General features: G+C 59.6%; 20 protein-coding genes. 15 read left to right on the forward strand and 5 right to left on the reverse strand.

Features of this window, described 5'->3' with window-relative positions; all coding sequences use genetic code 11:
• Window positions 1-17 precede the first annotated feature (17 nt).
• The 3 genes from CBB62_02910 to CBB62_02920 all read left to right on the forward strand — a co-directional run bounded on the left by CBB62_02910 (window position 18) and on the right by CBB62_02920 (window position 3728).
• A complete protein-coding gene (locus tag CBB62_02910; GenBank protein OUT41320.1) occupies window positions 18-794 on the forward strand; it encodes an enoyl-CoA hydratase in 777 nt (258 codons plus the stop codon).
• Window positions 795-1041: 247 nt separating this feature from the next.
• Entirely contained in the window at window positions 1042-1305 is a 264-nt protein-coding gene (locus tag CBB62_02915; GenBank protein OUT41321.1) for a 30S ribosomal protein S20, read from the forward strand.
• Between the two features lie 869 nt (window positions 1306-2174).
• Window positions 2175-3728: a chromosomal replication initiation protein DnaA gene (locus CBB62_02920; GenBank protein OUT41322.1), complete on the forward strand. Its 1554-nt coding sequence runs from the start codon at window positions 2175-2177 to the stop codon at window positions 3726-3728.
• Window positions 3729-3782: 54 nt separating this feature from the next.
• Here the strand turns inward: CBB62_02920 and CBB62_02925 are convergent, their stop codons facing one another.
• From CBB62_02925 to CBB62_02935, 3 genes are read right to left on the reverse strand one after another with little or no spacing between them, the layout of a single operon-like run.
• Window positions 3783-5951, reverse strand: coding sequence for a hypothetical protein (locus tag CBB62_02925; protein OUT41323.1), 2169 nt, complete (start codon window positions 5949-5951; stop codon window positions 3783-3785).
• A 9-nt stretch (window positions 5952-5960) separates the two neighbouring features.
• Window positions 5961-6470, reverse strand: a complete 510-nt coding sequence (locus tag CBB62_02930) for a protein-tyrosine-phosphatase (protein OUT41324.1) — start codon at window positions 6468-6470, stop codon at window positions 5961-5963.
• A complete protein-coding gene (locus CBB62_02935) occupies window positions 6467-7738 on the reverse strand; it encodes a hypothetical protein (GenBank protein ID OUT41325.1) in 1272 nt (423 codons plus the stop codon). The genes CBB62_02930 and CBB62_02935 overlap by 4 nt, the downstream gene beginning before the upstream one ends.
• Window positions 7739-8005: 267 nt before the next feature.
• On the opposite strand from CBB62_02935, the gene CBB62_02940 reads away from it, so the two are divergent.
• The 9 genes from CBB62_02940 to CBB62_02980 all read left to right on the forward strand — a co-directional run bounded on the left by CBB62_02940 (window position 8006) and on the right by CBB62_02980 (window position 19381).
• Entirely contained in the window at window positions 8006-9148 is a 1143-nt protein-coding gene (locus tag CBB62_02940; GenBank protein ID OUT41326.1) for a DNA polymerase III subunit beta, read from the forward strand.
• A gap of 23 nt (window positions 9149-9171) precedes the next feature.
• Window positions 9172-10320: a DNA replication/repair protein RecF gene (locus CBB62_02945; protein OUT42609.1), complete on the forward strand. Its 1149-nt coding sequence runs from the start codon at window positions 9172-9174 to the stop codon at window positions 10318-10320.
• Between the two features lie 65 nt (window positions 10321-10385).
• Window positions 10386-12935, forward strand: coding sequence for a DNA topoisomerase (ATP-hydrolyzing) subunit B (locus tag CBB62_02950; GenBank protein ID OUT41327.1), 2550 nt, complete (start codon window positions 10386-10388; stop codon window positions 12933-12935).
• A gap of 82 nt (window positions 12936-13017) precedes the next feature.
• Entirely contained in the window at window positions 13018-14223 is a 1206-nt protein-coding gene (locus tag CBB62_02955) for a hypothetical protein (protein OUT41328.1), read from the forward strand.
• 186 nt (window positions 14224-14409) lie between these two features.
• A complete protein-coding gene (locus tag CBB62_02960; GenBank protein ID OUT41329.1) occupies window positions 14410-16539 on the forward strand; it encodes a hypothetical protein in 2130 nt (709 codons plus the stop codon).
• Window positions 16540-17095: 556 nt separating this feature from the next.
• Complete coding sequence (locus tag CBB62_02965) at window positions 17096-17629, forward strand: hypothetical protein (protein OUT41330.1); 534 nt, start codon at window positions 17096-17098, stop codon at window positions 17627-17629.
• A gap of 80 nt (window positions 17630-17709) precedes the next feature.
• A complete protein-coding gene (locus CBB62_02970) occupies window positions 17710-18438 on the forward strand; it encodes an NAD-dependent protein deacylase (protein OUT41331.1) in 729 nt (242 codons plus the stop codon).
• A complete protein-coding gene (locus CBB62_02975) occupies window positions 18435-19025 on the forward strand; it encodes a uracil-DNA glycosylase (GenBank protein ID OUT41332.1) in 591 nt (196 codons plus the stop codon). Before CBB62_02970 ends, CBB62_02975 begins: the two co-directional genes overlap by 4 nt.
• Before the next feature lie 50 nt (window positions 19026-19075).
• Window positions 19076-19381, forward strand: a complete 306-nt coding sequence (locus CBB62_02980; protein OUT41333.1) for a 4a-hydroxytetrahydrobiopterin dehydratase — start codon at window positions 19076-19078, stop codon at window positions 19379-19381.
• Here CBB62_02980 and CBB62_02985 read toward each other — a convergent pair.
• Entirely contained in the window at window positions 19378-21597 is a 2220-nt protein-coding gene (locus CBB62_02985; protein ID OUT42610.1) for a primosomal protein N', read from the reverse strand. The genes CBB62_02980 and CBB62_02985 overlap by 4 nt on opposite strands.
• A gap of 294 nt (window positions 21598-21891) precedes the next feature.
• Here CBB62_02985 and CBB62_02990 point away from each other — a divergent pair, with 294 nt between their 5' ends.
• The 3 genes from CBB62_02990 to CBB62_03000 are packed head-to-tail and all read left to right on the forward strand — an operon-like array spanning window position 21892 to window position 24274.
• A complete protein-coding gene (locus tag CBB62_02990) occupies window positions 21892-22575 on the forward strand; it encodes a fructose-6-phosphate aldolase (GenBank protein OUT41334.1) in 684 nt (227 codons plus the stop codon).
• A gap of 5 nt (window positions 22576-22580) precedes the next feature.
• Window positions 22581-23294 carry a hypothetical protein gene (locus CBB62_02995; GenBank protein OUT41335.1) on the forward strand — a complete coding sequence of 238 codons (714 nt, stop codon included), beginning with the start codon at window positions 22581-22583 and terminating at the stop codon, window positions 23292-23294.
• On the forward strand, window positions 23294-24274 hold the full coding sequence (locus CBB62_03000; GenBank protein ID OUT41336.1) for a hypothetical protein: 981 nt from the start codon (window positions 23294-23296) through the stop codon (window positions 24272-24274). The genes CBB62_02995 and CBB62_03000 overlap by 1 nt, the downstream gene beginning before the upstream one ends.
• Window positions 24275-24347: 73 nt before the next feature.
• Here the strand turns inward: CBB62_03000 and CBB62_03005 are convergent, their stop codons facing one another.
• Entirely contained in the window at window positions 24348-25754 is a 1407-nt protein-coding gene (locus CBB62_03005) for a dihydrolipoyl dehydrogenase (protein ID OUT41337.1), read from the reverse strand.
• Window positions 25755-25951: the final 197 nt, after the last annotated feature.

The following is a 25951-nucleotide window of genomic DNA, read 5'->3' on the forward strand; positions in this document are numbered from 1 at the left end:
ACCTCAAGGAAATCTCCATGGCCTACGAAAACATCCTGACCAGCACCGATCATGGTGTCGGGGTCATCACCCTCAACCGGCCAAAGGCGCTGAATGCGCTCTCCACCGGTTTGATGCGCGAGCTGGGCAAGGCGGCGCTGGAGTTCGATCAGGATGATACCATCGGCGTGATTGTCTTGGCCGGTAACGAAAAGGCGTTTGCTGCCGGTGCAGATATCAAGGAAATGGCCGAGCGCGATTTCATCGATGTCTATGGCAGCGATTTCATCACCTCCGAATGGGAGACCATCCTGCAGGTGCGCAAGCCGGTGATCGCTGCTGTTGGTGGCTATGCCCTCGGTGGCGGTTGTGAGCTTGCGATGATGGCCGATTTCATTATCGCCAGCGAGAACGCCAAATTCGGTCAGCCGGAAATCAATATCGGGGTTATTCCCGGTTCCGGTGGTACCCAGCGTCTGGCCCGTGCGGTTGGCAAGGCCAAGGCTATGGAAATGTGCCTGACCGGTCGTATGATCGATGCCGAGGAAGCCGAGCGTGCCGGGCTTGTCAGCCGTATCGTTCCGGCTGAAAAGCTGATGGATGAGGTTATGGCCGTGGCGCACAAGATCGCCAAGCTGTCCCGCCCATCGGTCATGATGTGCAAGGAGGCGGTGGATGCCGCTTTCGAGACCACGCTGCGTCAGGGCGTCATGTTTGAACGCCGTCTGTTCCATTCCCTGTTTGCGACAGAGGATCAGAAAGAGGGAATGGCGGCTTTTGTCGAAAAAAGACAACCGAATTTCAAACATCGGTGATAAAACGACCAAATGATTTCGGGGGCAACCGTTTGACGCAAAACCGGATAATGACAGTATCCACGTTATCCACGCTTTTCGTCACTTGACGCTGGGTTCCAGCTTGCATATAACCCCGGCTCTAGTGAATTCGGGGCCGCGATGCGGCCAGTGTTACGCTGAGGTCCAGAGAGAGTGCCGGGAAGGCTACAGGCGATCTGGATCAACGGGCAGTAGCCCGCGGCATTTGAAAATTTGGAGAGTAAACATGGCAAACCACAAGTCTGCCAAGAAACGCATTCGTCAGACCGCCCGCCGCACCGCTGTGCGCCGTGACCGGGTCAGCCGCATCCGCACCTTCATCAAGCGTGTGGAACTGGCTATTGCCGGTGGTAATCAGGAAGAGGCGCTGGCAGCCCTTAAAGCCGCCCAGCCACAGCTTCAGTCCGGTGTCACCAAGGGTGTCCTGCACAAAAATACGGTAGCCCGGAAAATTTCCCGGCTTTCAAAATCTATCAAGAAAATGGCTTGACCCTGGGGCCGCCCGTCGGTACTCTTAAGGTATCAAGTATAGATAAGTAAAAACAGCGCTCTGCACTCGCAGAGCGCTGTTTTTTATTTAAAAATTATTTTCAAAAATCTTTGAACAATTATTACTTTTTTCCATGTTCCGGTTTCGATCCCATTGCCTTTTTCCCGACAAGGCGCTTTACTCATAGCTGTCGACGAACGGCGTGTCCGACGCGACATACTTGGCCCGGCGGGAAGGCGGGGCCAATCATCCCACAATTTGAAAAGTAGCCGGAAAGTATAGATCAGCTAAGAAGTCGAAAATTATAAAGCTTTGATCGCTTTCTCTGGATTGCTTATTTGATACTGCTTTTAAAGTAGCGCTATTGCTGTGCCTATTACTTGCAGCTACGGTGCTCGTGACATAAACCACTGGGGAAGAAAGGAAAGATTGATGGGGCACTATAATCAATCGATCGAGTTCAATATCGCGTTGTCAGTCACATCTAGCGTTTACGGTCGGTCAGGCCTCGTCATCAGACGAAAACCTGTCTCCAAGGGATTTTAGCGATCCGCTTTTGATCGCCGGACGATGATCGGGACCGCCCAATCGGTCACTTTCCCCGTCCACACTGCTCAGTCTGTTTTTCAGGGCCGGCAGATACATTCAGACAGATGCCGTATAAGGCACCGAAATTGGCATGATCCGCCGTTCCATCCCATGCAGGAACAGGTATTGGACAGCCGGATTTTCTGTTCCCGAATGTTCTGGCCAGGCCGATTGCAGCACTGATCACTATGAACCGGCACAGGACAGCCCGGAAGTCGCCATCCGGCAATGTCCATATATGTGCCGCTCCCCCGCACGAATTACCGAAGAATGGTCTCAACATGATCGCCGCCCAAAACGCCCCCATCTCCACCACCCCCATCAGCAACGACCCGACTACCGAGACAGCCGCTGCCGCTGCCGCTGCCCAGCAAACCATCAATCCGATCCTGCATCGCCTGTATCACCAGTGGAATGCGGTTCAAGAACGCCTGCGCGTGGAAGTTGGCGATAATGCCTATAAAAACTGGCTGAAGCCGCTGGTGCCGACCGGTCAGGTTGACGGCGAAGTGCTGCTTGCCGTCCCGACCCGCTTTATGCGCGACTGGGTCAACCGTCATTATGTCGATCGTATCCGTCAGCTTTGGGCGGCTGAGGACGGGTCGGTTCTGCGGGTTGAGATCATCATCTCACCGAATGCGGCGGCCAATCTCGCCAAGGCGGTCAGCGAGGCGCCACCACCACCACCGGAACTGCTCAAACCATCCGATCCGGTTGAGCGCACCCGTCCGGTCAAGTTCCATGGCACCATTCGCCAGCCCGGCGATGCCGGCAATTTCAACGGCGGCTCACTGAATGACAGCGAAGAGGCTTTGCTGTCCCAGCTCGATCCACGCTTCACCTTCGACAATTTTGTTGTCGGCAAGCCGAACGAACTGGCCCATGCCGCTGCCCGCCGGGTGGCCGAAAGCGATAATGTGCCGTTCAACCCGCTGTTCCTCTATGGCGGTGTCGGCCTCGGTAAAACCCACCTGATGCACGCCATCGGCTGGGCAATCCATCAGAAGACCCCGGAACGCAAGGTGCTGTATCTCAGCGCCGAGAAGTTCATGTACCAGTTTATCCGCGCGCTCCGCTTCAAGGACACCATGGCGTTCAAGGAGCAGTTCCGCAGCGTCGATGTCCTGATGATCGATGATGTGCAGTTCATCAGCGGCAAGGAGAGCACCCAGGAAGAGTTCTTCCATACTTTCAATGCGCTGGTTGACCAGAACCGCCAGATCATCATTTCCGCCGACAAGAGCCCGTCCAGCCTCGAAGGTCTGGAAGAGCGTCTTCGTTCCCGCCTCGGCTGGGGTCTGGTGGCCGATATTCACCCGACCAGCTATGAGCTGCGCCTCGGCATCCTGCAGGCGAAGGCTGACCAACTGAAAGTCAACGTGCCGCAGAAGGTTACCGAGTTCCTCGCGCACAAGATCACCTCGAATGTCCGCGAGCTTGAGGGCGCGTTGAACCGCCTCGTTGCTCATGCCGATCTGGTCGGTCGCGACATCACCCTCGATACCGTGCAGGACGTGCTGCAGGATCTGCTCCGCGCCTCCGATCGCCGGGTCACCATCGATGAAATTCAGCGCCGGGTGGCCGAGCATTACAATATCCGGGTTGCCGACATGCACTCCGCCCGCCGGGCCCGTGCGGTTGCCCGCCCGCGTCAGGTCGCCATGTATCTGGCGAAACAGCTGACCTCCCGTTCCCTGCCGGAAATCGGCCGCAAGTTTGGTGGTCGCGATCACACCACGGTCATGCATGCCGTGCGCAAGATCGAGGAAATTTGCTCGACCGACAGCGCCTTCGCGGAAGATGTGGAACTGCTGAAGCGGATGCTGGCTGGTTGATACGGCGAGCCGCAGAGAGACACTGCTTTTCAGAAATGACGCGAACTGGTCAGATCAGTTCGCGTCATTTCTGTTTGTGGCGCGATCGATCATATTGTCGATCCGGTCCTTGAGGCCGGTAATACCGCTCGGACCCTTGGGCTCCTCATTGAGCAGGTTCGGGTCATTGGCATCGCTGTCAAAGACAAAGCCGAACCCGTCTTCATGCTCGGCAATGACCGGCTTCAGCCCGAAATCATTCTGATTGAATGCCAGGTGGCGGAGCGTGGCACCGGTCTCCTGCATATCGATAACCGTGCGCATGGCCCAATCGGACGGAATGCCGATGACCGGATTGGTCATGACCGCCGGTTGCAGAACCGGACCATAACCCGGGTAGCGGGCCACCCCCTTGCCGAGCACCACCGGTGAGGCGAGGGCCAGCACCAGCAGGATGCCGGAGGACAGGCGGAAAACCTTGTTGATCCTGAGTACGGTCGGTGCACCTAGCTTCAAGAGTTTGGCGACCATATGCCAAAGGGACAGCAGGAACAGAAAACTGCCGATAATTGTGCCCGACAATCCGGCAAATCCGGCGGCGAACATGATCAGCGGCAGGGCAAAGAGCAGTTTCAGGGACGTCTTGGCACCATCGGCGAGGCGACCGCCATTCTCGAAATCCTCCAGCGGCGCCTGCATGTCCCCAGCCAGCGCATCAACCGGGCGCCGCTCGATACGCGGATAATAATCGGTGGCGAAAGTTGCTTCATCGATGGCGGGATCGATCCGGAGTTCGCTGGGTAGCCGTAGCGAGTTGCGCAGGCGTTTCTGGATGCCTTCCTGGGCGATGAAATCGGGATATGTCAGGTCCGGGGCGAGCGAGGCGCCGAACCATTCATTGATCGAGGCATTGTAACGTTTCTCCGCCTCGGCCGGCAGGTCACGGATCGCGGCGGTCAGCAGAATATCCCGCCCCTCGGCACTCAGGGTCCAGTTTTCCGGCAGATTGACACCTTCCTTGGTGATTTCCTGCCGGAGGGTGGTCAGTACGCTTGGATGGGCGATGAACTGGGCTTCCGTCAGGTTAAGCGGCAGATTGCCGAAACGCTCGAGAAAGGCGTCGGAGAGGACATTGATACCAGTATTGGCAATGAACTCCTCGGAACCCGGACAGCCACTGCGTCCGCACCATATCTGTGGATCGACATATTTGCCGAACAGCTCGGTCGAGTATTCCTCATAGCGGCGATCGGCTTCTGCGGTGCCGCGCCCACGCTGATGTGCTGGAAAGTAGACATTGAGCAGGTCGCGAAAGTCGGGGATACGGGCATTCAGTTGCTGTATCGCCTGTTCGCGGCGTTGCAGGTAATTGTTCCAGCGGGCGGTGGCCGACTGGATCACGGCATTCCAGAGCTGGTCCGAACGCTGGTTCAGATTGGCCAGTGTTTGTCGATAGGTATTTGCAGCAATGGTGTAGCGCTCATAATCACGCTGGGTTTCGGCAACCGCTTCCTGAAATTTTCGCCAGGCCTCTGCCTCGTTCAGGCTGCGGGCTAGAATGGCGGTGGCCAGCTGGTCCAGATTGCTCTCGATACGCTCATAAACCCCCGGATCGGCAGAGGCGAGGGCACCGATCCCGGCAACAAAGGCGTGGGTTTCCATGTCCGTCGGATTATTGGGTAGGCCATTGGCCTGAAACGCGCTGGCGGCGATGCTCTGATGCAAGAACTGGGAACGGAATGCCGCCTGTCGCTGGGCCGGGCTGGTATTGTCGACCAACTGATCAATCAGGATCGGTGCGCTGACATAGCCGCCGGCGCTGGCTGCCCCAATAATGATGCCAGCGGTAATGATACCGGTGATCGCTTTCATACGGGTGGCAAGCAACCAGGCCAGTATCAGCCCGACACCGGCGCCCAGCATGATCCCGGCCAGCGTCCCGGCTGGCCCGGCCACGGCATCCCGGCCTCTGGCCACGGCAACCTGCAATGCCTGATCGGTAATGGCAAAGCCGTAGGCAGCCAGTGCCAGCCCGAACAGGCCGAGCAGCAGCGGCACACCGATCCGCAGTTGGTTGGCGGCGGGCAGTTTTTTCGCCGGTTTGGCGCTTTTTCCCGCTGTCTTGGCATGCGGTGGCGCTTTTCCGGGGCCCTTGCCTTTGCCCTTTAGCTTGCCGGTGCTGGCGGCGTGCGGTCCTGTGCCGGGTCTTTGGGCTGGCTTTTTCTTTTTTGTCGTCGGTGCCATGGATTTACATCAATTCGGGTTCAGGCGGCTGCGGATGTCCAGCACAAGGCCGTCGGCGGCAGCTTCTATCAGGTCCAGCACATGCTCGAAACCGCCTTCACTGCCATAATAGGGGTCCGGCACGTCAAGTCCCGTGCCAAAATCATGATCCGGCGGCAGGAAGGAAAGCATCAAGGCAATTTCCGCCCGGCTGTTATCGAGCTTCTGGCGGATCAGGCTGTCAAAATGCCCCTGATCCATCGCCAGTATCAGGTCAAAGCGGTCAAAGTCTGCGGCTTCCACCTGTCGGGCGCGCTGGCCGGTGAAATCATAGCCCCGGCTTTTGCCTGCCTGCTGGCTGCGCCGATCCGGGCCTGAGCCGATGTGATAGCCATGGGTGCCGGCACTGTCGATTGCCACATCCAGCCCGGCGGCATCAAAACGTTGCCGCAGCACGGCCTCGGCGGTCGGGGAACGACAGATATTGCCAGTGCAGACGCAGAGGATGCGAAAGGCCGGGGTGAGTGACTGAATGCTCATGCCGACACCTCGTGTTCCGACAGTTTTCTTTCCTGTTCGGCAATCCGGGCCTGTTCGGCCTCCTCAATCTCGCGCACTGCCTCTTCCGCCTTTTCGAACAACAGGGAATCATGATCCTGTCGGGTGATCCGCAGGACCGCCTGCCGCAGCTCATGATAGTTCTGGAACAGGTCGATGAAGTCATCGGCGGGCAGTTCCAGCAATCGGCAATCGGTCAGGGCGGTGGCGGTAAATTGCGGTGTCTGGCTATCCTTCTGCAGTTCGATCGCGCCGAATACCTGTCCGGGACCAAGGAACCGGGCCGGTTTCAGCGGCTCGATGATCTCGACCTGTCCGGTCTCGACAAAATACAGCGCATGGGGCTCCTCATCCCGCCTGATGATGGCATAGCGCGGTGGAATATGGCGCATGTGCAGGCGGTCGGTCACATCGGCGATGATGTTCGGGTCCAGATCCTCGAACAGCGGCACCTGTGAGACGACGCCGAAGGTGACGCGGAAATCCTGCCGGTTCAATTCCCTGATAAAGCCCGAGGCGAGAATGGCTGCGGGCAAGGCAAACATGGCAACTCCGGTCAGTCCTGCAATGCTGCCGACCACCTTGCCGAGCAGTGTGGTGGGTACCACATCGCCATACCCGATGGTGGTCAGGGTCGCCATGCCCCACCACATCGCGGCCGGTATTGAGCCAAAGGCTTCCGGTTGCGCCTTGCGCTCGATCATCCACATGACGGTGGAGAGGGAGACCAGAACCATGAGCATGATCAACAGCACCGCCAGCCCGGCACGCCGTTCGGTATAGAGTGCGGTTGCCAGTGTGCGCAGAGCCGGGGAATAGCGCATGATCTTGAGCATTCGGGCGAGCCGCAGCAGGCGCATGGCGAGCCAACTGGCCCCGGCATCGCTGAATACGGTGATCAGTGAGGGCAGGAAGGCGGCGAGGTCGATAAGCGCCATCGGCGTGAGCATGTAACGCAGCCGTCCCCAGAGCGGGTGCTGGTATCCGGGCGCACGTTCCTCGACCGAAACCCAGACCCTGGCCACATACTCGACCGTGAAAAAAGCGACCGCGATGATCTCAATTGTTACAAACACATAGCCGAATCGTGCGGCCAAAGCGGGCACGGTTTCGAGGATCACCGACCCGATACTGACCACAATCATGCCCATGATGAGCAGGCGCAGGGCAATCTGCAGTGGCCGGTTTGTCTGGGTATTCTCAAGCGCGATGTATAATTGGCGCCGAAAACGGTTGGTCGGTTTAGGCATGATTTCACAACTGGTTAGGGGGTCATCAGCCCGACAAACCCCGCAAGTTACGTCAGTATGTCGGGCATCCGACCGGTTTGGCTATGTATCCCACGCTTTTGCCCAATAAAACTGAGGGAACAGTTGCGCTGAAGCCCCGTCGGCGCTATGCCCGTATATGACGTGATGCAGGTGCTGGAAGGTGCCATGCAAGTCACCGAATTCCATGCGCCGATCGGTGTGTGAGCCCCCGTGTTAGAATTTTAATGATCTGAGACATCCGGTCCCATGAAACTGACCATCGAACGTGCCGTCCTTTTCCGTGCTCTTGGCCATGTGCAAAACGTTGTTGAGCGGCGGAATACCATTCCGATCCTGTCCAATGTCCTGATGCGCGCCGATGATGGCAAGCTGTCATTCACGGCGACCGACATGGACCTCGAAATGGTTGAATCCGTATCGGCAACCGTTGAGCGCGAGGGTGCCACCACTGCCCCGGCCCATACCTTGTTCGATATCGTCCGCAAGCTGCCCGATGGCGCGCAGGTCGAGCTGGAGGTTGCCGGTGACGGCTCCCTGCTCATGATCCGTGCCGGTCGTTCGGCCTTCCGTCTCGGCTGCCTGCCGACCGAGGACTTCCCGTTCATGGCATCCGGCGAGATGAAGGCCGAGTTTAACCTCTCCGCCAGCGATCTGCGCGGGTTGATCGACCGTACCCGTTTTGCCATTTCGACCGAGGAAACCCGCTACTATCTGAACGGTATCTTCCTGCACAAGGCCGAGGCCGAGGGCATTGACGTGCTGCGCGCGGTTGCCACGGACGGTCACCGCCTCGCACGGGTTGAAATGACCCTGCCCGATGGTGCAGCCGGTCTCGGTTCTACCGATGCCGATGGGCAGGCGGGTGTTATCATCCCGCGCAAGACCGTTGGCGAAATTCGCCGTCTGGTCGATGATGCCGATGAGGACATCAAGATCGGCGTTTCCGCCACCAAAATCCGCTTCAGCTTCGGCGAGGTTATCCTGACCTCGAAGCTGATCGACGGCACCTTCCCGGATTATGAGCGGGTCATTCCTTCCGGCAATGACAAGACGCTGGCGGTTGATGCCAAGGCGCTCGGCAGTGCGGTTGATCGTGTGGCCACCATCGCCACCGAGAAATCCCGTGCGGTCAAGCTCAGCATCAGTGGCAGCACCCTGACCCTGTCGGCCAATTCACCGGAAAACGGCAGTGCATCGGAAGAGGTCGAGGTCACCTATGACGGTGATGATATGGAGATCGGCTTCAACTCGAAGTACCTGCTCGATATCACCGGCCAGATCGAAGGCGATGGCTGCCAGCTGCTGATGGCTGATGGCGCATCCCCGACCCTGATCCGTGATCCATCGGATACTGAGGCGATCTACGTCCTCATGCCAATGCGGGTCTGATCGGGCGGCATCCATTGCTCGCCATTCATCGGCTGACGCTAACCCAATATCGCAATTATGAGCGGCTGGTGCTGGAACTTGATCCGGCACCGGCGGCTTTTGCTGTTGTGCTGACCGGCGATAATGGTGCCGGCAAGACCAATCTGCTGGAAGCGGTCAGTCTGTTGACCGCCGGGCGTGGGCTGCGCGGGGCACGGATTCAGGATCTGCCACGGGTCAACCGGCCGCAACCGGGCGGCTGGGGCATTGCCGCCGAAGCGGTTGGCCGCTTGGGCGAGGTGCGGCTCGGTACCGGGCAGGACAGCGCCGGTGACGGCAACAACCGGCGCATGGTGCGGATCAATGGCGAGGCGGTATCGGCCCAGACGGCCCTCGCCAACCATTTGCATATGGCCTGGCTGACCCCGGCGATGGACGGTTTGTTCCGTGAGGGGGCATCGGAGCGACGGCGGTTCATGGATCGCCTCGTCTTTGCCTTCGATGCCAGCCATGCCGGGCGGGTCACCCGTTATGAGCGCCTGTTGCGTGAGCGCGCCAAGCTGCTGCGCGATGCGGCAGAGACCGGGCGGCAGGCCGATCCGGTCTGGCTGGGCGGGCTCGAGGCCGGGATGGCCGAGACGGCTAGCGCCATTGCTGCCGGGCGACTGGCGCTGATCGAGCGCCTGAACCGCGTTGCCGCCACCGATCTGGCGCCGTTTCCTGCCGCCGATCTCACCCTTGATGGCCAGCCGGAGGGCTGGCTCGCCGAGGGGGCAAGCGCCGGCGATGTTGAAGATCGGCTCGCCGATGCCCTGAAACGCGCGCGGTCGGAGGATGCCCAGAGTGGCGGTGCCGGGATCGGTCCGCACCGCAGTGACCTCGTCGCCCGCCACCGGGAGCGCAATATGCCTGCCCATCTGTGCTCGACCGGCGAGCAGAAGGCGCTGTTGATTGCCATCACGCTCGCCCATGGACGGCTGGTTCGGGCCGAAACCGGACATGCGCCGATCCTGCTTTTGGATGAGGTCGCGGCTCATCTCGATGAGGCCCGCCGCCATGCATTATTCGACCGGCTGGCAGCCCATGGTGCACAAGTCTGGATGACCGGAACGGATGCCAATATTTTCAACCCGTTGGGCAGTTCGGCCACCCGTATAACGATTACTGGCGGAAATGCGCAAAAAGATGCTTGATTGGCGGTTTTCCGCTATAATGCAGATATTCGGGCAAATGCCCGCTCCGTAACTGTTTTGGCCCTATGAGCGATCCTAAAAAAGAAGAATCGGGTGCCGTTTCCGGCCCGGAAGGCACTGTTCCTGAAGCAGCCCCAGAAGCGTCTCCTGAAGCATCCAATGGCGATGCCTATGACGCCAGCTCGATCAGCGTCCTGCGCGGTCTTGAAGCGGTGCGCAAACGCCCGGGGATGTATATCGGCGATACCGATGACGGTTCCGGTCTGCACCACATGATCTACGAGGTCGTGGACAACGCGATCGATGAGGCGCTGGCCGGGCATTGTGATGTGGTCACCGTGACCCTGAACAGCGACGGTTCCGCCACCATCACCGATAATGGTCGCGGCATTCCGGTGGGCATTCACCCGGAAGAGGGTGTTTCCGCCGCCGAGGTCATCATGACCAAGCTCCATGCGGGCGGTAAGTTCAACCAGAACTCCTACAAGGTATCCGGCGGTCTGCACGGCGTTGGTGTTTCGGTTGTGAATGCCCTGTCCGACTGGCTCGAGCTGCGTATCTTCATCGATGGTCGTGAGCACAAGATGCGGTTCAGCCATGGTGAGCCCGATGCCCCACTCGTGGAAGTCGGCGCGGCCCCGGAGCTGGATGGCAAGACCCGGACCGGTACCGAGATCACCTTCCACCCCTCGGCTGAAACCTTCACCATGACCGAGTTCAAGTTCGAGACCCTCGAACACCGCCTGCGTGAGCTGGCGTTCCTGAACTCCGGTGTGCGTCTGGTGCTGACCGATGACCGTGAGGAAGAGCCGCGCGTCGTCGATATGAATTATGATGGCGGCCTGCAGGCATTTGTGACCTATCTGAACCGCTCGAAATCCGCACTGCACCCGGAACCGGTCCTGTTTACCGCCGAGAAAGACGGCCTGACTGTCGAGGCGGCGATGCAGTGGACCGACAGCTATGCCGAGATGATGCAGTGTTTCACCAACAATATCCCGCAGCGTGATGGTGGTACCCATCTGGCCGGTTTCCGTGGGGCGCTGACCCGTGTGATCAACGCCTATGCGGCGCAGAATGGCCTGCTCAAGCGTGAAAAGGTACAGCCGACCGGCGATGATATGCGCGAGGGCCTGACTTGTGTGCTGTCGGTCAAGATGCCCGATCCGCGCTTCTCGTCCCAGACCAAGGACAAGCTGGTTTCATCCGAAGCCCGTCCGGCCGTGGAAAATGCCGTTGGTGAGGCGCTGTCCACATGGCTTGAGGAGCACCCGAACGAGGGCAAGAAGATCGTGGCCAAGATTGTCGAGGCTGCCGCTGCCCGTGAAGCCGCACGCAAGGCGCGTGAGCTGACCCGGCGCAAGGGTGCGCTCGATATGGCGTCACTGCCTGGCAAGCTCGCCGATTGTCAGGAGCGCGACCCGACCCGCGCCGAACTGTTCATCGTTGAGGGTGACAGTGCGGGTGGTTCGGCAAAACAGGGCCGTAACCGGCGGTTTCAGGCAATCCTGCCCCTGCGCGGCAAGATCCTGAACGTCGAGCGGGCACGGTTTGACAAGATGCTGTCCAGTCAGGAGATCGGCACGCTGATCACCGCGCTTGGCACCGGCATCGGCCCCGACGAGTTCAACATCGAGAAGCTGCGTTATCACAAGATCATCATCATGACCGATGCTGATGTGGATGGCTCGCATATCCGGACCCTACTGCTGACCTTCTTCTTCCGTCAGATGCCGGAGCTGATCGAGCGCGGTTATCTCTATATCGCCCAGCCACCACTGTTCAAACTCAGCCGGGGCAAGTCGGCGCGCTACCTGAAGGATGAGCGCGAGCTGAACAACTACCTGATCGAGTTTGGCACCGATGCGGCGGCGATCACTCAATCCGATGGTACCCAGATTGCCGGTAATGACCTGGTTGCACTCGCCGAGCGTGCCCGTCAGGCCGCCTCAACCATCGAGAGCCTTGGCCGCAAGCTGGGCGACCCGTTCATCGTCGAGCAGATCGCACTGGCCGGTGGCTTCAATGTCGATCTGTTCAATGACCGTGCCGAGGCTGACCGTGTGCTCAAGGGCGTTGCCGATCGCCTCAATGCTGCCTTCGAGGAGAAGGAACGCGGTTGGTCTGCCGAGTTTGTTGATGGTGAGCCGGGTGCTGTTGGTCTGCTGGCCAAGCCACGGATGCAGATTGTCCGCACCCTGCAGGGTGTCCGTCAGGCCTATAACCTGACCGAAGAACTGCTCTCGACCGGTGAGGCGCGTCGCCTGCACCAGCTGTCAACCGCACTGGCGCCGGTCTTTGCTGGTTCTGCGACGCTTACGCATAAGGACCGTTCTATTGAGGGTATCCTTGGCCCGCTTGGCCTGTTCGGTGCCGTCAATGACATTGCCCGCAAGGGTTCCGCGCTCCAGCGCTATAAGGGGCTGGGTGAGATGAACCCGGATCAGCTCTGGGAAACCACGCTCGATCCGAATGTCCGCTCACTGCTGCAGGTCCGGGTTGCCGAGACCAAAGAGGCCGAGGACCTGTTCTCGACCCTGATGGGCGATGTGGTGGAACCGCGCCGCGAGTTTATCCAGCAGAATGCGCTGCGGGTGGTCAATCTCGACGCATAACCCCATACTATCGGGGCAGTTGGCGGTTTTCATGCCGCTTGCTGCCCCTTTTTTATGTCTGACTATCAACGGCTGATGCCTCTTGTCCGATACGCTTGATTTTGAAGGCTATTACAAAGCCCTGGGCATTCCGCCGACAGCCTCGGCGGATGAGGTCAAGCGAGCGTTCCGTGAGCGGGCGCGCGATCTGCACCCGGACCGCAACCGGACCCGGGATACAACCGCCGAATTTCAGAAGCTGAGCGCTGCCTATGAGGTTCTGAAAGACCCGAAAAAGCGCGCCGATTACAATGCCGAGGGTGCCCGGCGGATGCGTATGGGCTCGGGCAGTTCGGGCGGTACTGCCGCTACGGGTGCCCGTTCTGCAGAGACGGCAGCTCCGGGCAGTGGTGCCGGAAGCACCGGTTATACCGCCTATACCTATAGCCGTCCGACGAGGGCACAGGCGGAATTGCGCATGTGTGCCCGTTGCGGCTGTCTCTCGGCACAACCACGCGTGGCATATTTTCTCGCGGTTCGCGGCTTGATCACCCAGGTCAAGACCATCCGTAAGGGCGGCATATATTGCGCGCGCTGTGCCATGGTCGAGGGGCTGAAGAACAATCTGGCCAACTGGATGGTTGGCTGGTGGGCACTGCCCTATGGCCCGGTCAAGGTGGTCGAGGCAACGCTGATCAATCTGGTTGGCGGTGAGCGACCGAATGCCGAGAATGCCGAACTTCTGTATCGTCAGGCCATGGGGTTCCATTATGCCGGACATAACAAGATTGCGCTCGGCATCATTCAGGATGCGCTCCGGCTTGCGCCCTCGATTGTCATGCGCGACAAGCTGCTGGAACTGCGCAAGCATCTGGGTGGTGACGGACAGGTCAAGAAACTGCGCAACCAGTGGCGTATCATTGATGACCGGATATTCCTGGCCCAGGCGATACCGCTGGCGGTGATCATTCTGATTGTGCTGCAGAACCTGTTCAGCATGGTCAATCTGCAGCTGTTCAGTTTTGATGGTTTCAAGCGCAGTTTTGCCCGGATTGGCGAGATGGTGCCGTTTGGCCGGATGCTGGGGGTGGAGGATGCGCCACTGGCGGCCATGCTGGTTACTGCCGATCGGTTGACAATCTATGATGCGCCGAATACTGCCGCGGAAACATCCGGCTTTCTGCGCAAGGGCGAGCGGATACAGGCGGTGATGAATGGCGCGGTCGGTGGCTGGGCAGCGGTGAAACTGCCCGATGGCGGTCTCGGCTATGTGGCATCGAGCGGTCTGGCACCGGATACCGATCCGTGACGGGAATTGCGGACGGAATGGGGCAATCGCCGTGTCCGCAACTGCACAGCTGACGGCAAAAAAGCCATATTTCAGCGCCAGATTTCCGGCATTGATTGACATGGCAGGGTGCTGGACGGACCCTGAAGGCCAGTTGCGATCAAGTAGTGATCGATACCGTCCTATCCGAAGACATGACAGGCGTATATGGCACAGAAGAGTGCAGGCAAAAGCCCGGCAAAATCGGGCAAGACCGCCAAGCGTGGCAGTGGCAGTGGCAGCAAGAGCAAGGCCAGTAAAGCTGCCAAACCCGCCAAGGGCAAGCGCGGCGGCTGGTTCGGGCGCTCCCTGTGGTTTGTCACGCGCTGGTCGCTGGTGCTGGCGGTCTGGGGCGGTGTCGCCGGTGGTGCGGCCTTGCTCTATTTCGCCCATGACTTGCCGGATATCCGCGACCAGATGGTGCTCGAGCGCCGCAAGTCGGTGACCATTCTGGCAGCTGACGGTTCGGAAATCGGTCGCTATGGCGATCTGCATACCACACGGGTAACAGTCGAAAGCCTGCCCAAAAACCTGATCAATGCCGTCATTGCCATTGAGGATCGCCGTTTTTACTGGCATCCGGGCATTGATCCCATCGGTCTGGTGCGCGCTGCCGTTACCAATTATCGCGCCGGACGAGTGGTGCAGGGTGGCTCAACCCTGACCCAGCAGCTGGCCAAGAACCTGTTTCTGGAGCCTGAACGCTCGATGAAGCGCAAGGCACAGGAAGCCCTGCTCGCTCTCTGGCTCGAGATTTCCTACACCAAGGACGAGATACTGGCCGCTTACCTGAACCGGGTCTATCTCGGTGCCGGTACCTATGGCGTTGATGCCGCCGCGCGGACCTATTTCGGCAAGCCGGCACGAGCGGTGGATCTGCGGGAAAGCGCCCTGATTGCCGGGTTGTTGAAGGCGCCGTCACGCTATGCCCCGACCAATAATGCCAAGCTCGGCTGGCAGCGGGCGCGGGTGGTGCTGGCGGCCATGGCTGATGCTGGCTTCATTAGCGAGGCCGAGCGTGAGGCGGCGGCCAATGGGCGGCCCCGGACCCGCCCCCTGCCCGGATCGGGTGAGAAATACTTTGCCGATTGGGTGATGGAGCAGGTCGGCGGCTATGTCGGCAAGACCGACCGGGATCTGATCGTCCACACCAGTCTTGATCCGAAGATACAGCGCGCCGCCGAGAATGGCATTGCGGAGGCGATGAGCAAGGAAGGGCGCAAGCGCGGTGCCCGACAGGCGGCGGCGCTGGTGATGAGCCCCGATGGTGCTATCCGTGCCATGATTGGTGGCGTTGATTATGCGCAGAGCCAGTTCAACCGTGTAACCCAGGGGCAGCGGCAGCCGGGTTCGGCATTCAAGCCCTTTGTCTATCTGGCGGCAGTGGAGGCCGGATATTCGCCGTTTGATCGGATCAATGATGCGCCGTTGACCCTCGGCGACTGGTCACCGGAGAATTACAGCAACCGGTTCCACGGTGTGGTCAGTCTGCGTGAGGCTTTGGCGCATTCCTATAATGTCTCTGCCATCCGATTGCTGGATGCGGTTGGATTGGACCGGGTCAAGGGCGTTGCCCGTCGTCTCGGCATTACTAGCCCGCTCGGTCACAATCTGAGTTTGGCCCTCGGTACGTCCGAGGTATCCATGCTGGAACTGACGGCGGCCTATGCCTCGATCGCCAATGGCGGCATGGCGATCTGGCCCCATGCGATTACCGAAATCCGGGCCAAAGGCGGCAAGGTGATCTATCGCCACCAGCCAGCCAGCAGCAGTCGGGTGATCAAGCAGGATGATGCCCGTAACCTGACGGCGATGATGCGTGATGTGGTCAGTGAGGGCACCGGCAAGAAGGCGGCGTTTGATCACCCCGCAGCGGGCAAGACCGGCACCACCCAATCGTTCCGCGATGCCTGGTTCCTCGGCTTTACCGCCGATTATGTTGGCGCGGTCTGGTTCGGTAATGATGACAACACGCCGATGAACCGGATCAAGAAAGAGCCAATAACCGGTGGCTCTCTGCCTGCCGAAACCTGGGGTGAGATCATGAAGGCGGCCCATCGTGGCAAGCCTGTACGCGATCTGCCGTCGCTTGATGGCCGGGTCTGGGATCGCATTGCAGCCAGTCAGGTCAGTTCCGGCCCGGCGATCGGTGGTAGTGATCCTGCCGGTGGTGCAATCAGCAATGACGACAAATCAGCCTTCGAGCAACTGCTCGGTAGCCTGACCGGCAGTGGTCAGGAGGCGCCAAGCCAGATGCCGGAAGCCGCTGACGCGCCAAGTGGTCCGCGCTGGGATTGACGATAATAAACGCTGAAACTGTCAGTTGAAAACTAAAGGTATAATTTTTATTTGGCTTATTTTCAGTAAGACGGCGAGTACTTTTTTGCTTTCTTTAACATGTGTAGCAAGCTGTATTCCAAGGGATATTGCAGGTGCGTTCATGTGTTTTATGTATATTTTTCCCAGAAAAACTGCAAATTCATTAAAATTTTAGACAAAATTTTTGTTCAAGAACTTTCAAAACCTTGTCCTAGCATAAGAATTGTCGATGAATGGTTTGAAGAGTTGCAGGTCCGCTTGCACCGGAATAATCCTAAGCATCGCATTACGACCGTGGGGATTTTGGAATATGGAGCGGTCGATGATGGGACTTCCGGTTCCAGCCGAGGGGGCTCGGGTGGTTTGGTAAGTAACCAATATCATTGGGGATTTTGGTTACAAGTGGATTTGTTCAATTTTGGGTTTCTACTGGTCATGGGGGTCAGTGGCACCCAGCCATTCATCAGACGAGATGCCGGTCACGGTACTCTTCTCGTGACAGGGGCGCTTAAAAGGAGCGTTTATGTCTGCGGTAATGGCTATGCCTACAGTATTCGCAAAGACAAACTACATCGAAGACTTCGGTGATTATTTAGATAGATCAGCGACGCGGGTCGCAACACAAGGCCCGATCGGTTTTCTCGGCAAATTGTTCACCGGTAAACTCAATACATTCTCCCGTTTCAAGAATGCGCTGAAAACTACGGTTCACAGCGTTCTGCAAACCGTCAAGGAAGCAACGGCATGGGCCACGGTTGGCCTGTCGATCGCCAATGAACGTCTGGGCAAACTCGCCTGGGCCATGCTGCCACAAAGCTTCCGCGACCCACTCCCCAAAATCGTCAAGGAGCATATGGACAGCACGCTGGGCAAGCTGCTTGATGAATTGCGGGATCAGGTAAACCCACTGGCTGAAACGCCGAAGGAAGATATGCGCCGGAAGGTGCACCTGCGCCGGGCGATCCGCGACTGGCGGAATGCACGTCAGGAGCAGAATTTCGACGAAATCAAGAAGTGGGATACCAAGGCACCGCAGCCGCTCGCCGGTCTGCGCATGGGGCCTGCATGAATGCAGTAACCGGCCGGTTTGATCGCACAGCGCATCTGACAGGCTGGTAATTCCGAAATCGGGGTGGCAGATTGCATCTCATGCAACTCCATCCCGATAGCACAATCGTGATCCTGACCGGGGCCGGCATCTCGAAAGAGAGCGGCCTCGACACGTTTCGAGACCCCGACGGCATCTGGGCAAGGCACAGCCTTGATGAGGTGGCGACACCACAGGGCTTTGCCCGCAATCCGGCGCTGGTGCATGAGTTTTACAACAGCCGCCGCCGTGGCCTGCTCGATCCCGCCATTCAGCCCAACCCGGCCCATAAGGCGATTGCCCGGTTGCAACGGGACTGGCCGGGCAAGGTGGTGCTGGTCACCCAGAATATCGATGATCTGCATGAGCGCGGTGGCTCACCCGCCGTTATTCATATGCATGGTGAGTTGCTGAAGGCCGAGTGCCAGCATTGCGGTGCGGTGGTCGATTGGCGCGAAGACCTCTCGATAGAAACCGCCTGTCCCGATTGCGGTCTGCCCGCCGGTATGCGCCCGCATGTGGTCTGGTTCGGCGAGATGCCGCGCTTTATGGACCGGATTGTGTTGGCGCTGGCTGATGCCGATCTGTTCATCTCGATCGGCACATCCGGCAATGTCTATCCGGCGGCAGGTTTTGTCGCTGAGGCGCGCGAATACGGAGCGGCGACCATCGAGCTCAATCTGGAGCCATCGGAAGGGGCGACCCTGTTTGCCGAAACCCGCTACGGTCCCGCCTCGGTTCTGGTGCCCGACTATGTTGATGAGTTACTGGATCTCGCCGCCGCGCCATGAGTGCATCGCTCAACAGCCTGTTGTCGGAGATTGCTGGCTGCCGCCTCTGCGCCATGAGCAATGGCAACCCGTTGCCACATAATCCGCGCCCGGTGATACAGGCTGCGGCCAGTGCCGAGCTGTTGATTGTCGGTCAGGCACCGGGAACGCGGGTGCATGAAACCGGTATCCCGTGGAATGACGCCAGCGGCAATCGTTTGCGTGTCTGGCTGCAGATGGAGCGGGAACAGTTCTATGACCCGGCGCGGATTGCCATCATGCCTATGGGGTTGTGCTTTCCGGGGCAGAATGCGCGGGGTGCCGATTTACCGCCCCGCCCGGAATGCGCGCCGACATGGCACGACCGGGTGCTGGCCGAACTGCCGAATATCCGCACTGTCCTGCTGATCGGCCAATATGCGCAGGCGCGTTATCTGGGCAAGCGCCGCAAGTCGAGCATGACGGATACCGTTGCACATTGGCGTGACTACGCGCCACGATACTGGCCGATGCCGCATCCGAGCTGGCGCAACAATGGCTGGCTTAGAAAGCACGGCTGGTTTGAAGCCGACTTGCTGCCAGCGCTTCGTGCCCATATCGCCGGATAGGTAGTGTATAACGGTTCATATACTGGCAAGTTACTGACAGGGAATAAGAAATGCCTGAAAAACTGACGGGAAAAGCACGGGAAGAGGGGCTTGCGGCACTGCCCGGCTGGACGCTTGCGAGCGACCGGGATGCGATCGGTAAAACCTATCGGTTCAAAAACTTCATCGAGGCATGGGGCTTCATGAGTGCTGCGGCACTCCACGCGGAAAAGCTCAACCACCATCCCGAATGGTCGAATGTTTACGGCACGGTTGAGGTAACGCTTACCACCCATGATGCCGGTGGTCTGAGCGAACTCGATATCAAGCTGGCCAAGGCAATGGATCGTCTCGCCGGTGTAGCTGCCGGGGCTTAAAGGAAAGAATAGGGATCGATATCGATCTGTACCCGGGTCTGGCTTGGCAGCTTGACCGAGGCCAGCCATGGCTCGATCAGCCGTGCCAGCACCGCATTGCGCCCGGCCTTGATCAGAAACCGTTGACGGTGACGCCCCCGGATCATGGCCAGTGCCGCCGGTGCCGGGCCAAGCACCATGACGCCGTCAACTCTGGGCGCAGTATTGGCGAGGGCGTTGACCGCCTCATTCAGGCGGTTCTGGTCGGTGTCGGTGATGATCAGCGCGGCGAGGCGACCATAGGGCGGCATCGCGTGCATCCGCCGGTCGGCATCGACCGCAGCCATGAAGCCGTCACGGTCATGGGCCGCCAGCGCCTGCAGGACCGGTTCGTTCGGCAGGCGTGTCTGCACCATCACCGTACCCGGACTCTCGCCCCGTCCGGCCCGGCCTGCTACCTGTTGCAACAGCTGGAAGCTGCGCTCGGGTGCCCGAATATCACCGCCGCCGAGGCCCATATCGGCATCGACGATCCCCACAAGGGTCAGGAGCGGGAAATGGTGGCCCTTGGCCATGATCTGCGTGCCGATCACGATATCGATTTCCCGCGTATGCACCTTGGCCATGAACTCGCGCATGGCGAGTGGCCCGGTCAGCATGTCGGAGGTCAGCAACCCGATACGGGCCGCGGGAAAACGTGTCTGCACCTCTTCGGCCACCCGCTCGACGCCCGGACCGCAGGCGATGATGCTGTCCTCGGCACCGCAAGAGGGGCAGTGGGAAGGCAACGGCATCGCCAGTCCGCAATGGTGGCATTGCAGGCGATGGGCCAGCCGATGTTCAACCAGCCAGGCCGTACAGTTCGGGCACTGCCAGCGATGGCCGCAGGACTGGCACAGGGTCAGCGGCGCATAGCCCCGGCGGTTGAGGAACAGCAACGCCTGTTCCTGCTTTGCCAGCGTATCGGCCAGCGCCTCGACCAGTGGCGGCGCCAGCCAGGCGGGGCCAAGCGCTTCGAGGCCCGGTTGCTCCAGCTTATCCGGTGGATCTTTGGTCAGGTCGATCAGTTTGATGTCCGGCAGTTCGGCAGCGCCGTGCCGCTCTGGCAGGACCAGTTGCTCGAACCGGCCTTCCTGCATATTGACCACGGTTTCCATCGACGGGGTGGCGGAGACAAGCACGACCGGGTGATCGGCCAGCCGGGCCCGGACAATCGCCATGTCGCGGGCGTTATAGGCTACCCGGTCATCCTGTTTGTAGGAGGCATCATGCTCCTCATCGACAATGATCAGGCCGAGATTGTCGAACGGCAGGAACAGCGCCGAGCGGGCACCGACCACCACATCGACACGACCGAGCGCCACATTGCGCCAGGTATCGCGGCGCGCTGCCTGGGTCAGTTCCGAGTTCCAAATGGTCGGCGTTGAGCCGAATCGTGTGGCGAAGCGGTCGAGCCATTGGGCGCTGAGAGAGATTTCCGGCAGCAGCACCAGCACCTGCTTGCCCAGTTTCAGAGCGGCGGCGATGGCTTCCTGATACACCTCGGTCTTGCCGGCACCGGTGACGCCATCGATCACCGAGACATGGTTGCCGCCCAACTCGACCGCGGCGACCAGTGCCTCGGCGGCGACGGCCTGATCCGGTGACAGGGTCGGGCCGGGTAGCTCATGATCCGGGCGCGGCGGGCGCGGTGGCACACCCGGCAGGCTGACCCGCTCCAGCCCGCCCTGCTCGGCGAGCCCGGCCACGACCGAGGTGCCGCAACCGGCGGCCTTGGCCAGTTCCGGGCCGGTCATGATCGGTATGTCATGGAAACTGGCCAGCACACGCTTGCGTGCCGGGGTCATGCGCAGATCCGCTGGCAGTCGTGGCACGGGTTTGTAGGCGGTAATCTCCGGCGGGGTTTCCAGTGCCGATGGCGTGTTCAGGAACATCTTCAGCACCGTGCCGGGAGAGGCGGCATAATACTGCGCCATCCAGGTGATCAGCTTGCGGTTCATCTCCGGCATCGGCGGCAGGTCGAAAATCCGCGTTACCGGCTTCAGCGTCACCTTGCGGGTCGATTGTGCCGGTTCGGGTTCGGGATCAATCTCCCAGACAATCGCCGGGAGGTGCCGTTTGCCCACAGGTACCTCGATATAGGTGCCGATATCGATGTTGTGGCTGCCGCGCACCTGATTGCCGAGCCAGTAATCATACAGCCCGCCGGTTGAGGTGCCGATCGGCAGCGGTACCATCGCCCTGATCCGCACGCCATCGCCAAAATTGGCGCGTGCCTTGGCGTTCGCACTGTTTTCAGGTTCTGGAAGATCGATCAACATTGTCGGACAGTGGGTCAAATATGGGGCTATTACCTCCGGATTTCCAGAAGCTGTCGGCCTGCCCAATGGCTTAGCACAGCATGGCATGGGCGACTACTTAATGATCTGATGATTGTTGGGTGTTGCTCTCGCTGCTCTGGGCGCGTATCACACGGGGTAATGCCATCTGATAAGGCAACCAGTCACCAGCCAGCCGCGAAGGGGCCAGACATGAAGTTTTTTATCGATACCGCCGATCTGGATGAAATCCGTGATCTCGCCGCGACCGGCATGGTCGATGGCGTCACCACCAACCCGAGCCTGATCGCGAAAAGCGGTGCGGACTTCCTGACCCGGATCAAGGAAATCTGTGAAGTTATCGACGGCCCGGTAAGCGCCGAGGTTGCCGCAACCGATTTTGAGACCATGCTCGCCGAGGGCAAGCACATCGCCAAGATCGCTGACAATGTAGCGGTCAAGGTGCCGCTGACCGAAGCCGGTCTGAAGGTCTGTAAGATCCTCAGCGACGAGGGCACCATGGTTAATGTGACCCTGTGCTTCTCCGCCAATCAGGCGCTGCTCGCTGCCAAAGCCGGCGCGACCTTCATCTCGCCGTTCGTTGGCCGTCTCGACGATATCGGCCATGATGGCATGGGCCTGATCGCCGATATCATCGAGGTCTATTCGGTTTACCCGAACATCCATACGGAAGTGCTCGTCGCCTCAGTACGCGGCCCGAACCACGTCATGGAAGCCGCCAAGATGGGTGCCGATGTGGCCACCATCCCGCCATCGGTTCTGCGTGCGCTGTACAAGCACCCGCTGACTGACAAGGGCCTCGCCGCCTTTGTTGCCGATTGGGAGAAGACCGGCCAGACCATCCTGCCCGGCGGTGACAAGCGCAGCGTGGCATAAGCATAATGGCCGAGACCAGAGACGCTGCCAGCCTGTCCGAGCATGAGGTCCGCGCCTATCTGCGGGCCAATCCGGAGTTCCTCAAGGACAATCCGGACATGCTCAACGTGCTTGCCGTACCGGCCCGCGATGTCGGTGCGGAGGCGGGTGTAGGTGCCGGTATCGCCGATTTCCAGCGTTTCATGGTCGAGCGCCTGCGTCGAGAAGGCGAGGCGCTGAAGGCACAGCAGGGCGATCTGATCGCCAATGCCCGTGCCAACATGAATACCCAGTCGCGGGTGCATTCCGCGATCCTGTTTCTGCTCGATGCCCAGAGCTTCGAGCAGTTCATCAACGCCATTACCACCGATCTGGCGGTCATGCTCGATATGGATGCGGTGGTGCTGGCGGTTGAAACCAATGATCTCAGCCTGCCCGGTATCAATCAGCACGGCGTTCGGGTTGTGTCACAGGGCACTGTCGACAGCTGGATGAACAGCAGTCAGGCCGTACGCCTCGACAGCAATGTTATCGGTGATGACCAGCTGTTCGGTCCTGCTGCCTCACTGGTACAGAGCCAGGCACTGATCCGCCTCGATATTGATCCACGGATGCCGACCGGCCTGCTGGTCCTTGGCAGCCGTAACCCGGAAATGTTCGATCCCGGTCAGGGCACCGAACTTGCCCAGTTCCTCGGTCGGGTGATCGAACGCCAGCTGCGCCTCTGGCTTGAGGTCTGATGGTTGGATCATCTGCAGCAGGCGATGATGATCTGAGCTGGCAGTTGCTGCCAATCCGGGATGATCTGGCCGCTGCCCTGCAGGACTGGCGCGCATGGCTGCGTGATGAACGCCGCCTGTCGGTCCATACCTGCCGCGCCTATGAGGGCGATATTGCCGATTTTATGGGATTTATGGCGGGCCATCACGGTGGCCAGCTCGCCTTGACCCATCTTGCCGCCATTGATCTCGGCTCATTCCGCTCATGGCTGGCTGCCCGTGCCAGTGACGGTGCAACAGCGGCCACACGGGCACGCAATCTCTCAGCCCTGCGCAGCCTGTTCAACTGGCTCGACAAGACCGACCGGGCATTCAATCCATCAATCGGACAGTTGCAGGCACCGAAGCGCAAGCAACCGCTGCCGCGTGCGGTCAGTCGTCTGGATGCCAAAGATATACTCGACCGGGCCGAGGAGCTCGCGCCTGAACCATGGATCGCCAAGCGTGATCGGGCGCTCCTGACCCTGCTCTACGGTGCCGGATTGCGGATCGGTGAGGCGGTGGCGCTCAACCGGTCGGCAATGCCATCCAAGCCGGAGAACGCTGCCATTGTCGTTGATGGTAAGGGCAACAAGCAGCGACAGGTACCGTTATTACCCGTGGTGGTAGAGGCACTGGCCCGTTATCGCACCCTCTGCCCCTTCCCGGACACGCCGGATGCGCCGCTGTTCTATGGCGCCAAGGGCAAGCGGCTGAATGCCGATGCCGCGCGCAAGGTGATGCGGCAGGTCCGGCAATCCCTATCCCTGTCGGACAGCGTCACCCCGCACGCCCTGCGCCACAGCTTTGCCACCCATCTGCTGGGTGCCGATGTGGATCTGCGGGTAATTCAGGATCTGCTCGGCCATGCCAGCCTGACCTCGACCCAACGCTATCTCGATGCGGATATCGAGCGTTTGCGCGCGGTCTATGCCAAGGCACATCCGCGCGCCAAGGGCTAGGCATGGCAAAGCAAAAGCCCCGCAAACCGGTCAAGGTCGTGCGGGGCTTGCCAAGCTTATGTTGATTGCCGGATCAGATGTGCAGCGGGCGTCCGTCGACGGCGAGAGCTGCTTCCTTGACCACTTCCGACAATGTCGGGTGGGCGTGGCAGGTGCGCGCGATATCTTCAGCCGACGCACCGAATTCCATACCGACACCGATCTCGGCGATCAGGGTGCCAGCCTCAGGGCCGATGATGTGAACGCCCAGAACCCGGTCGGTTTTCTTGTCCGCAAGGATCTTGACGAAGCCGTTGGTGTCGCCCATGGCACGCGCACGGCCATTGGCCATGAACGGGAACTTGCCCTTGTTGAAGGCGACGCCTTCTTCTTTCAGTTGCTCCTCGGTCTTGCCGATCGAGGCAACCTCGGGCCAGGTGTAGACAACGCTCGGGATCGCATCGTAATTGACGTGGCCGCTCTCGCCGCCAAGGATTTCCGCGACGGCAACGCCCTCATCCTCGGCCTTGTGTGCCAGCATCGGGCCGGTAATCACATCGCCGATGGCATAGATGCCGGGCACAGAGGTCTCGAAATGCTCGTTGGTTTTCACACGGCCGCGGTCATCCATCTCGACACCGGCCTCTTTCAGGCCGAGGCTGTCGGTATATGGCTTGCGACCAATGGCCACCAGTACGATGTCGGCCTTGATCGTCTCGGCATCGCCGCCCTTGGCCGGTTCAACGGTCACATCGACGCCTGATTTGGTGTTCTTCACCTCGGTAACCTTGGTCGAGAGCTTGAATTCAAGGCCCTGTTTTTCGAGGATTTTCTTGGCTTCCTTGGAAACCTCGCCATCCATGGTCGGCAGGGCGCGGTCGAGGAACTCGACAACCGTGACCTTGGAGCCGAGACGGTTCCAGACGGTACCCATCTCAAGGCCGATCACACCGCCACCGATCACCACCAGATGCTTCGGCACCTTGGCGAGCTCAAGCGCGCCGGTGGAGGAGACTACCTTCTTCTCGTCAATGTCGACGCCGGGCAGGCCGGCAACGTCAGAGCCGGTGGCGATCACAACGGCGCTGGTCTTGTACTCGCTGTCCTTGCCCTTGGCGTCGGTGACAACAACGGTATCGGCTGACTTGACCTTGCCGGTGCCCTTGAGCCAGGTGATCTTGTTTTTCTTGAACAGGAAGTCGACGCCTTTGACATTGGCATCAACCACACCATTCTTGTGGCCCATCATGCCCTTGAGGTCGAGTTCGACGCCCTTGGTCTTGATGCCCATATCGGCGAAGTGGTGATTAACGGCGTTGAACTTCTCCGACGCGGCGAGCAGCGCCTTGGACGGGATACAGCCGACATTCAGGCAGGTACCGCCGAGGGTATCACGCTTTTCAACACAGGCGGTTTTGAGACCAAGCTGGGCACAACGGATGGCGCAGACATAGCCGCCGGGGCCACTGCCGATGACGATGACGTCGAAATTATCGGACATGGAATTTCCTTGAAGTCGGATGGGTTGAGAACAGATAGGCTCGGCACTGGCGCAAGGATTGATGCGCAAACCGGAATGCCTGATATATCAGGGCTGTGGCGTCAGGCAAAGACCTCTTGGACGGCTTTTCCGTGTTTCTGCCATGATCGCGCCGGGATGGTGGCAGGCAGCAAAAAACCGCGCCAACTTACCCAAGC

The sequence above is a fragment of the Micavibrio sp. TMED2 genome (assembly GCA_002168225.1).
Taxonomy (GTDB): domain Bacteria; phylum Pseudomonadota; class Alphaproteobacteria; order TMED2; family TMED2; genus TMED2.

What these genes read in the sequence shown, in the direction of transcription:
- CBB62_02960 (OUT41329.1), top strand. Translation starts at nt 14,410, where the DNA reads ATGGCACAGAAGAGTGCAGGCAAAAGCCCGGCAAAATCGGGCAAGACC.
- CBB62_02995 (OUT41335.1), top strand. Translation starts at nt 22,581, where the DNA reads ATGGCCGAGACCAGAGACGCTGCCAGCCTGTCCGAGCATGAGGTCCGC.
- CBB62_02975 (OUT41332.1), top strand. Translation starts at nt 18,435, where the DNA reads ATGAGTGCATCGCTCAACAGCCTGTTGTCGGAGATTGCTGGCTGCCGC.
- CBB62_02965 (OUT41330.1), top strand. Translation starts at nt 17,096, where the DNA reads ATGGCTATGCCTACAGTATTCGCAAAGACAAACTACATCGAAGACTTC.
- CBB62_02915 (OUT41321.1), top strand. Translation starts at nt 1,042, where the DNA reads ATGGCAAACCACAAGTCTGCCAAGAAACGCATTCGTCAGACCGCCCGC.
- CBB62_02920 (OUT41322.1), top strand. Translation starts at nt 2,175, where the DNA reads ATGATCGCCGCCCAAAACGCCCCCATCTCCACCACCCCCATCAGCAAC.
- CBB62_02910 (OUT41320.1), top strand. Translation starts at nt 18, where the DNA reads ATGGCCTACGAAAACATCCTGACCAGCACCGATCATGGTGTCGGGGTC.
- CBB62_02990 (OUT41334.1), top strand. Translation starts at nt 21,892, where the DNA reads ATGAAGTTTTTTATCGATACCGCCGATCTGGATGAAATCCGTGATCTC.
- CBB62_02970 (OUT41331.1), top strand. Translation starts at nt 17,710, where the DNA reads ATGCAACTCCATCCCGATAGCACAATCGTGATCCTGACCGGGGCCGGC.
- CBB62_02935 (OUT41325.1), bottom strand. Translation starts at nt 7,738, where the DNA reads ATGCCTAAACCGACCAACCGTTTTCGGCGCCAATTATACATCGCGCTT.
- CBB62_02925 (OUT41323.1), bottom strand. Translation starts at nt 5,951, where the DNA reads ATGGCACCGACGACAAAAAAGAAAAAGCCAGCCCAAAGACCCGGCACA.
- CBB62_02980 (OUT41333.1), top strand. Translation starts at nt 19,076, where the DNA reads ATGCCTGAAAAACTGACGGGAAAAGCACGGGAAGAGGGGCTTGCGGCA.
- CBB62_02940 (OUT41326.1), top strand. Translation starts at nt 8,006, where the DNA reads ATGAAACTGACCATCGAACGTGCCGTCCTTTTCCGTGCTCTTGGCCAT.
- CBB62_02985 (OUT42610.1), bottom strand. Translation starts at nt 21,597, where the DNA reads ATGGTACCGCTGCCGATCGGCACCTCAACCGGCGGGCTGTATGATTAC.
- CBB62_02950 (OUT41327.1), top strand. Translation starts at nt 10,386, where the DNA reads ATGAGCGATCCTAAAAAAGAAGAATCGGGTGCCGTTTCCGGCCCGGAA.
- CBB62_03000 (OUT41336.1), top strand. Translation starts at nt 23,294, where the DNA reads ATGGTTGGATCATCTGCAGCAGGCGATGATGATCTGAGCTGGCAGTTG.
- CBB62_03005 (OUT41337.1), bottom strand. Translation starts at nt 25,754, where the DNA reads ATGTCCGATAATTTCGACGTCATCGTCATCGGCAGTGGCCCCGGCGGC.
- CBB62_02930 (OUT41324.1), bottom strand. Translation starts at nt 6,470, where the DNA reads ATGAGCATTCAGTCACTCACCCCGGCCTTTCGCATCCTCTGCGTCTGC.